The 7,745-nt window shown below is 67.3% G+C and carries 8 protein-coding genes and 1 pseudogene; 6 read left to right on the top strand and 3 right to left on the bottom strand.

Translation table 11 applies throughout. The features are described from left to right. The 3 genes and pseudogenes from G6030_RS16550 to G6030_RS12040 form a co-directional block, all read left to right on the top strand. Nucleotides 1-148: pseudogene (locus G6030_RS16550) on the top strand (D-inositol-3-phosphate glycosyltransferase); the annotation flags it as partial. Nucleotides 149-306: 158 nt separating this feature from the next. Further along, entirely contained in the window at nucleotides 307-834 is a 528-nt protein-coding gene (locus tag G6030_RS12045) for a YbjN domain-containing protein (RefSeq protein ID WP_187701775.1), read from the top strand. 48 nt (nucleotides 835-882) lie between these two features. Then, on the top strand, nucleotides 883-2,208 hold the full coding sequence (locus tag G6030_RS12040) for a hypothetical protein (RefSeq protein WP_182643285.1): 1,326 nt from the start codon (nucleotides 883-885) through the stop codon (nucleotides 2,206-2,208). Between the two features lie 3 nt (nucleotides 2,209-2,211). Here G6030_RS12040 and G6030_RS16885 read toward each other — a convergent pair whose 3' ends face one another. From G6030_RS16885 to G6030_RS12030, 3 genes are all read right to left on the bottom strand, one after another. After that, entirely contained in the window at nucleotides 2,212-2,718 is a 507-nt protein-coding gene (locus tag G6030_RS16885) for a GNAT family N-acetyltransferase (protein ID WP_347238651.1), read from the bottom strand. A gap of 9 nt (nucleotides 2,719-2,727) precedes the next feature. Next, entirely contained in the window at nucleotides 2,728-3,036 is a 309-nt protein-coding gene (locus G6030_RS12035; RefSeq protein ID WP_182643284.1) for a DUF1778 domain-containing protein, read from the bottom strand. A gap of 85 nt (nucleotides 3,037-3,121) precedes the next feature. Further along, nucleotides 3,122-4,852, bottom strand: a complete 1,731-nt coding sequence (locus G6030_RS12030; protein WP_182643283.1) for a long-chain-fatty-acid--CoA ligase — start codon at nucleotides 4,850-4,852, stop codon at nucleotides 3,122-3,124. A 41-nt stretch (nucleotides 4,853-4,893) separates the two neighbouring features. On the opposite strand from G6030_RS12030, the gene G6030_RS12025 reads away from it, so the two are divergent. The 3 genes from G6030_RS12025 to G6030_RS12015 all read left to right on the top strand — a co-directional run bounded on the left by G6030_RS12025 (nucleotide 4,894) and on the right by G6030_RS12015 (nucleotide 7,683). Further along, entirely contained in the window at nucleotides 4,894-5,640 is a 747-nt protein-coding gene (locus tag G6030_RS12025; protein ID WP_182643282.1) for a phosphoglyceromutase, read from the top strand. Nucleotides 5,641-5,800: 160 nt separating this feature from the next. After that, the gene (locus tag G6030_RS12020; protein WP_182643281.1) at nucleotides 5,801-6,997 is read left to right on the top strand and encodes an ATP-binding protein; all 1,197 of its coding nucleotides are present in this window, start codon (nucleotides 5,801-5,803) and stop codon (nucleotides 6,995-6,997) included. Next, on the top strand, nucleotides 6,994-7,683 hold the full coding sequence (locus G6030_RS12015) for a response regulator (RefSeq protein WP_182643280.1): 690 nt from the start codon (nucleotides 6,994-6,996) through the stop codon (nucleotides 7,681-7,683). The genes G6030_RS12020 and G6030_RS12015 overlap by 4 nt, the downstream gene beginning before the upstream one ends. Nucleotides 7,684-7,745 lie beyond the last annotated feature (62 nt).

Genomic DNA, 7,745 nt, shown 5'->3' with positions numbered 1-7,745 from the left:
CGACGAGCTGCGCCTGTCTATGTCGCGGGCCGCCCCGGTGCACGCCTCCGGGTTCAGCTGGGACTCCACGGCCGACGGACTGCTGGAGTCGTACGCGGGCACTATGGCCGCCTACCGGGCCCGGCGTGCGGAGGCGGCGGCGTCCTGACCGCTCCCGGCGTGCGGAGGCGGCGTCCTGACCGCGCCCGGCCGCCCGGACCATCCGCCGGAGCGCGGGCGCCGAACCCCCTGTGGGCGCCACTCGCGTAGACAGAAGTTCGAGTAGACACGAGGGACGACGCGCCCCACCGCCGAAGGAGCCCCACCATGAGCGACGAGACCCGCGAGCCCGACTTCGACCAGCCCACCGTGGACCGGATCCACGACTTCCTCGTGGAGCGGGAGATCGAGTCCACGCTCGCCGACGGCCACACCTTCGTCGTGCAGCTGCCGGGGGAGAAGCGGCTCAAGACCGCCTGCCATCTCACGGTGAACAAGGAGAGCGTGCGCGTCGAGGCGTTCGTGTGCCGTAACCCGGACGAGGACTTCGAGAAGGTCTACAAGTACCTCCTGCGCCGCAATCGTCGGCTGTACCAGGTGGCGTACACGCTGGACAACAACGGCGACATCTACCTCGTCGGCCGCCTGCCGCTCATCGCGGTGACCGAGGAGGAGCTCGACCGCGTGCTGGGTCAGGTGCTCGAGGCGGCCGACCACGACTTCAACATCATCCTCGAGACCGGCTTCCACACGTCGATCCGCCGCGAATGGGAGTGGCGGGTCTCGCGGGGTGAGCCGCTGCGCAACCTCGACGCGTTCCGCCACCTCACCGAGGACCTGCCCCAGCCGGAGTAGGCGGCCGGCTTTGCCCTTTTGTCTGACCGCTGGCCTACGATTCGCAATGTGTACTCCGAGCTTCACGTCGCCGCCCTCGACAACTTCGTAACTGAATGCTCGGCGAACGACCATGCATTGTGTGGCGGATACGGGGCGTGCGAATCAATCCGCAACGACGCCGTCGAGCAACGTCGGATCGAATGGGAATGGGCTGACGTCGACTTGGGTCGAGACGTCTTGCAACGGGTCGGCGCTCCTCCGGACGGGTCTTGGCCGACGGCCACCTTGCTTCGTTTGGTGCGCGACAAAGTCCTCACCCCTCCGTGGCGGGACCCACTGAGGCGTGCCGTTTATGTGACATCGGCGCTCGGGTTGTTGGGCGAGCGGGGTATCGGTCCAGACATGGTCCTGAGGGGATTTCTAGCACCATCAGTCGCGACACAGCTGCTCTACGACCTGAGCCTGGCGGTGTGGGCCAGGGAAGCGGGTTCGGACGAACCTCTTCCCTCCGCTCCGACGATGCAGCCGTGGCTCAAATACGTTGAGGACTGCCTTTCTAGCTGCCGCGGAGCGGACGGAGAGATCACGCTCGATCATCTCTTACACGAAACTCGAAGGGGCGCCAGACGCCATCACATCGATCGATGGATAGAGGAGGCGGCCGCGGCACATCTGATTGCTTGGAAGCTAGAAGGATACGAACGTACGGAAGCAGTGCTCGACCACAGGGTTTCGGCCGGCGGGCAGTCCGTCTCTAGGTGGGTTTACGAGCGGTTCACTAGGACTTCGCCGCAGGAGTGGTGCACGCGGTCGGTGGAACTTGAGATTGCTTGGACCAGCGATTCTCAGGGCATTTCAGGTCTGACCGGTATCAGCGTTGACGTGTTGGCCGAGCGGCGATTCCCGAAGCCCGTGCTGTGGAATGCGCTCGGGCTGTCCGTAGTGAGTGAACTTCAGAGGGGAGATTCGGAATCAGTTGATGCGGAGCAAGTTTTAGAGGACATCTTGCTCGCGATACAAGTGGGGGACAGATTCGCGGCGGTGCACCGCGCGCGAAAGGCGTGGCTTAATGACCCGCAGAACGCCATATGGGGCAATGCGTTGGCGTTTTGCTCGATTCCAGATGACCCGGAACTGGCCATACGGTTACTTAAGACCGTGCCAAACGAGGTCGAGAATGTCAGTAAGCCAGTCAATTTAGCGGCGGCTTATATTGTTTTGGGGGATCTCGAGCGGGCTGGTAGGCAATTCGATTCCATCGGAGGGAGAGTCGCTGCCTGGTATTGGGACCCCGCCTCTCTGTGGACGGGAAACCCGGTTGCGGTAGAAATTGAGCCGACTCGGTGGCTCGATTCCGCTAGAGAGATGCTGCGAGCCGCGAGCGGTGAGTAGGCGTCAGGTTGAAAGAAACTCCCTGCGGACGTCCTTCATAGGCAAGAACAAATGCAACGGATCGGTCGGGGAATCCAGAAAGTTGCCATGGTGAAGATAGAATTTCCTAGCCTCTTCGTCGCGAGCGTGAATGAGGAATGCGGCCGCCCCGATGGACTCGCTAATGACCGCAGCTCGCTTGAGTGAGTCCTGCAGTAGGCCAACGCCCAGTCCGCGCCCGCTAGCTGACTCGTCCACGGCCAGCCGTGCGAGTAGAATGCACGGAAGCTCGGCCGGTCGACCGCCCTTGGTTAGCCGATCGGGTACGTGAGCAAGTTCGACTGCAGCAACGACGATCGAGTAGTAGCCCACTACTCGATCGCCGTCGGTGCTTACGTAAGTGACCGCATTATTGGCTCGCTGGTTGACGAATGCGTACCGGTCCAACCACGAATCGAGTTCAGCCGCTCCGCTACAGAATCCATCAGTGATATCGCTGCGAAGTAGCTTGCGGGGAGGAGAGTACGACATCCTGGGCGGTCACTCGCTCTCGGGATCGGTAAACGGCGACGGGCGGGCGGCCAGTCTCCGGAGCTTGGAGACGTCCTCTAGAGGGGCATCAAGCAGGCGATTAAACTCGTCCCACTGCTCTTGGGGAACCGTGAACCATCTGCGATCGGCGAGTACTTTTTCGGCTTGATCGACGGCGCTGCCCAGAATGAACTCGGTCATGGAAGTGTCGGTCGCAGACGCCGCGCGACGTAAGATTTCTTCTTGTCGTTCGCTCGCTCGTAGATTGATACGCTGCGACTTCGACGAACGAGTCGTGGCTTCTGATGACTGGCTCATGGCGAACCCCTTCCTTTGTGAGTACACAGTACGTACGGGCTAGACGGGGTGTCAACCTATACGTTTACGGCGAAGGTCACGTCGTCTAGCTAGTCGATCGACAACAGTCGGTGATCTGCTCGGCGACCTTCTTGCGCAGGACCTTGCCCATCGGGTTGCGGGCCAGGTCGTCGACCTCGACGAACTCGCGCGGCACCTTGTACCCGGTCAGCGAGGCCCGGCAGTGCGCGCGGACCGCGTCGACGTCGAGCGTCGCGCCCGGCTCGAGGACCACCGCGGCCACGACCTGCTCGCCCCCGTCGGCCGCGGGACGACCCACCACCGCGCAGTCCGCGATCCCCGGGGCTGTGCGCAGGACCGCCTCCACCTCGGAGGGGTAGACGTTGAAGCCGCCGGTGACGATCATCTCCTTGATGCGGTCGACCACGCGCAGGAAGCCGTCGGGATCCTGCACCACGACGTCGCCGGTGCGCAGCCAGCCGTCGTGGAACGTCGCGGCGGTGGCCTCCTCGTTGCCCCAGTACCCGCGGAAGATCTGCGGCCCCTTGACCAGGAGCTCACCGGGCTCGCCGCCCGGGACGCCCTTCGACGGATCGTCCTGATCGACGATCCGGATGTCGGTGTCGGGGAAGGGCACGCCGATCGCGCCGGCCCGCCTCGCCGTCGACATCGGATTGCCCACGATGATCGGCGAGGTCTCGGTCATCCCGTACCCCTCCACCAACAGGCCGCCGGTGGCGGACTCCCACTTCTCGATGAGGTCGGCGGGCAGACTCATGGCGCCGGAGAAGGAGAAACGCACGCCCTGCAGGGAGATCCTGCGCTTGGCCGACTCCTCGAGGATGCGGGTGTAGATCGGCGGCACGGCGGGGATGAAGGTGGGCAGGTTCTTGGCGAAGATCGGCATGACGAGGTCCATGTCGGGCGTCGGCACGAGTTGCAGTCGCGCTCCCTGGGCGATGCCGAACACCACGCACATCGTCACCCCGTAGGCGTGGAACATGGGCAGGGTCGCGAGGAAGCGCTCGCGCCCGGGCTCGAGACCGGGGACCCAGGCGCGGCCCTGCGTGGCGTTGGCGACGAGGTTGGCGTGGGTGAGCACGGCGCCCTTGGGGGCCCCGGTGGTGCCGGAGGTGTAGAGGATGAGCGCGGCGTCCTCGGCGGCGGGCCGCGGGTACGAGAAGTCGAGCTCGGGGCCGGTCTCGAGCTCGCCCCAGTCGAGCGTGCCGGGCGCGGGCCTGGAGAGCTTGGCGCGGGAGGCGCGCAGCGCGGGCACGGGGAGGTGTCGCAGCGCGAGTCGCTTGGCGGTGGGGAAGGCGTCGAGGAGGTCGACGGCGAGGACGTGCTCGATCCGGGTACCCGGGCGGTCCGCGAGATCGCGCACGACGTCGGCGACGACGTTCCACGTCACGACGACCTTCGCCCCGTGGTCGGTGAACGGGCCCTCGAGTTCGTCGGCGGTGTAGAGGGGGTTGTGCTCCACGACGATCGCCCCGATGCGCAGGGCCGCGTAGAAGACGGCGACGCCCTGGGGGCAGTTCGGCAGCAGCACCGCGACGCGGTCGCCGGGCCGGACGCCGAGGCGGCGCAGGCCCTCGGCGGCGCGGCGGACCCGGCGGCCGAGGTCGGAGTAGCTGGTCAGGCGGCCGAAGAACTCGGTGGCGGGCCGGTCGGCGTGGGCGGTGACGGCGGCGTCGAACTGGTCGATGAGGGTGGTGGTGCCGTAGTCGAGGTCGTGCGTCGTGCCCGGGGTGTAGTGCACGGTCCACGGCCGGTCGGGGTGTGCGGGGGTGTCGGCTCCGGCGTGTGCGGTCATGTCTGCACCGTAGTCCTCCGGCGGCAGGTCATAATGAGCGTATGGCTTACGGAACACTCGTCCTCCTGCGTCACGGGCAGTCCCAGTGGAACGCGTCCAACCAGTTCACGGGCTGGGTCGACGTCGACCTCACCGATCTGGGACGAGAGGAGGCGGTCCGCGGCGGCAAGCTCCTCGCGGAGGCGGGGATCCTGCCCGACATGCTCTACACCTCGCTGCTGCGTCGTGCGATCACCACGGCGAACATCGCGCTGGACGCGTGCGACCGCCACTGGGTGCCGGTCATCCGCCATTGGAAGCTCAACGAGCGGCACTACGGCAAGCTCCAGGGGCTGAACAAGGCGGAGATCAAGGAGGAGTTCGGCGACGAGCAGTTCATGCTGTGGCGCCGCAGCTACGACACGCCGCCGCCGGCGATCGACGCGGACAACCAGTACTCGCAGACGAGCGACGTCCGGTACGCCGATCTGCCGGAGGTGCCGCTGACCGAGTGCCTCAAGGACGTCGTGGACCGCTTCATCCCGTACTACGCCGCCGAGATCGCGCCGAAGCTCGCGGAGGGCAAGACGGTGATGGTCGCCGCGCACGGCAACTCGCTGCGCGCACTGGTCAAGCACCTCGACGGCATCTCGGACGACGACATCGCGGGCCTGAACATCCCCACCGGCATCCCGCTGGTGTACCGGTTCGACGAGGCCGGTCTGGTCGCCAACCCGGGCGGCACCTACCTCGACCCGGAGGCCGCTGCCGCGGGTGCGGCCGCGGTCGCCAACCAGGGCGGTAAGTAGCGCACGCGGCGGTGTCCCCGCCCCGGGGCGGTCGGACGGCCCGTCGCAGGTGAAGGCCCGGTGAACGGGCCGTGAACCCCCGTCCACCAGCGGACTTCCCGCCGGTGGACGGGGGTTCGTCGATTCGGGCGCGGGGGCGGGGCACCGTAGGATCGGGGCCGTGCAGGTCAGTCTGGGGATCTTCCTCGCGATCGTCGCCGGGGTCATCGGCTTCATCGTGGGCGGCTTCGTCGTCCCGCTGATCAACCGGCGCAACGAGCGACGTCGTGCCGAGCAGGCCGGGCCGAGCAGGCTCGAGGTGCTGCAGGGGGTCTACCTGCAGGCGCCGTACGCGCTGGCGGTGGTGGACCGGCACCAGGACGTGGTCCTCTACAACCGTCGCGCGGCGGAGCTGGGGATCGTCGACGACCGCCTCTTGGTGGAGACGGTGTGGCTGGCCGCCCAGGCGACGTTCACGACGGGCGAACCCACGCGCTTCGACCTGCCCGCCAAGATCCTCACCGGCCGCCGGCGCATCCCCTCGGTGAGCGGGCGCAGCGAGATCCTCGGCGAGTACAACGAGCAGTTCGTGGTGGTGTTCGCCGACGACGACTCCGAGCACCGCCGTATGGAGGCGGCCCGCCGCGACTTCGTCGCCAACGTCTCCCACGAGCTCAAGACCCCGGTCGGGGCGATGGCCGTGCTCGCGGAGGCGCTCCTGGAGTCCAAGGACGACCCGGACTCTGTCGAGTACTTCGGTGGACGCGTGGTGAGCGAGGCCCAGCGGCTGGGCCGGATGGTCTCGGAGCTGATCGAGCTCTCGCGGCTGCAGGGCGCCGAGCGTATCCGTGACCCCGAGCCGGTGGACGTGGACGATGTGGTGGACGAGGCCCTGCGCCGGTCCGCGTCGACGGCGGAGGCGGCCGGGATCGAGCTCATCACCGATGCGCCGTCCGGCCTCGAGGTGAGGGGCGACCGGACCCTGCTGGTCACTGCGCTGACCAACCTCATATCCAACGCGGTCAACTACTCGCCGGAGCGCACGCCCGTGTCGATCACCCGGGGTATCGACGGGGACACCGTGATGCTGCGCGTCACCGACCGCGGCATCGGCATCGCCCCCGAGCACCAGGCCCGCGTCTTCGAGCGGTTCTTCCGTGTGGACAAGGCGCGCTCGCGGGCGACCGGCGGGACGGGCCTCGGTCTGGCGATCGTCAAGCACGTCGCGCAGAACCACAACGGAGCTGTCAGCCTGTGGAGCCGCCCCGGCACGGGGTCGACCTTCACACTCGAACTCCCGGCCCACGTGGAGCCGGGTGGCGACGGGACGACACCCGCCGCCGAGCACGTCTCACAAGGAGAGGACCAGGTGCCGTGACCAGGGTGCTGATCGTGGAGGACGAGGATTCGTTGGCGGATCCGCTGGCGTTCCTGCTCCGCAAGGAGGGCTTCGAGGTCGGCGTGGCGGGGGACGGCCCGACCGCGCTGGAGAGCTTCGAGTCCGAGGGTGCGGACATCGTGCTGCTCGACCTCATGCTGCCCGGCATGTCCGGCACCGACGTGTGCAAGCGCCTGCGGATGACGTCGAGCGTGCCGGTGATCATGGTGACCGCGCGGGACAGTGAGATCGACAAGGTCGTGGGCCTCGAGCTGGGTGCCGACGACTACGTGACCAAGCCCTACTCGGCCCGCGAACTCATCGCCCGCATCCGGGCCGTGCTGCGGCGCGGCGCGGAGGCCGAGGCCGAGCCGGTCGAGGAGATCGGCGTCCTGGAGTCCGGGCCGGTGCGGATGGACATCGAGCGGCACACGGTGATGGTCCGCGGCGCGGCGGTCACGCTTCCGCTCAAGGAGTTCGACCTGCTCGAGTACCTGCTGCGCAACTCGGGCCGGGTGCTCACGCGCGGTCAGCTCATCGACCGGGTGTGGGGTTCGGACTACGTCGGCGACACCAAGACCCTCGATGTGCACGTCAAGCGGCTGCGCTCGAAGATCGAGACGGACCCCGGCAAGCCCGTGCACCTGGTCACCGTCCGCGGGCTGGGCTATAAGTTCGAGGCCTGACCGCCCCGCCCGCCGGCGGCGCGCGGCGCCGCCGGCGTCACCCTTCGGCGCCCCCGCCGGCG

The sequence above is a fragment of the Dietzia sp. E1 genome (assembly GCF_014145015.1).
In the GTDB taxonomy this organism is placed as follows: Bacteria; Actinomycetota; Actinomycetes; order Mycobacteriales; family Mycobacteriaceae; genus Dietzia; species Dietzia cinnamea_A.
Note: the sequence above shows the minus strand (reverse complement) of the source record. Positions and strands in the feature narration are given on the sequence as shown.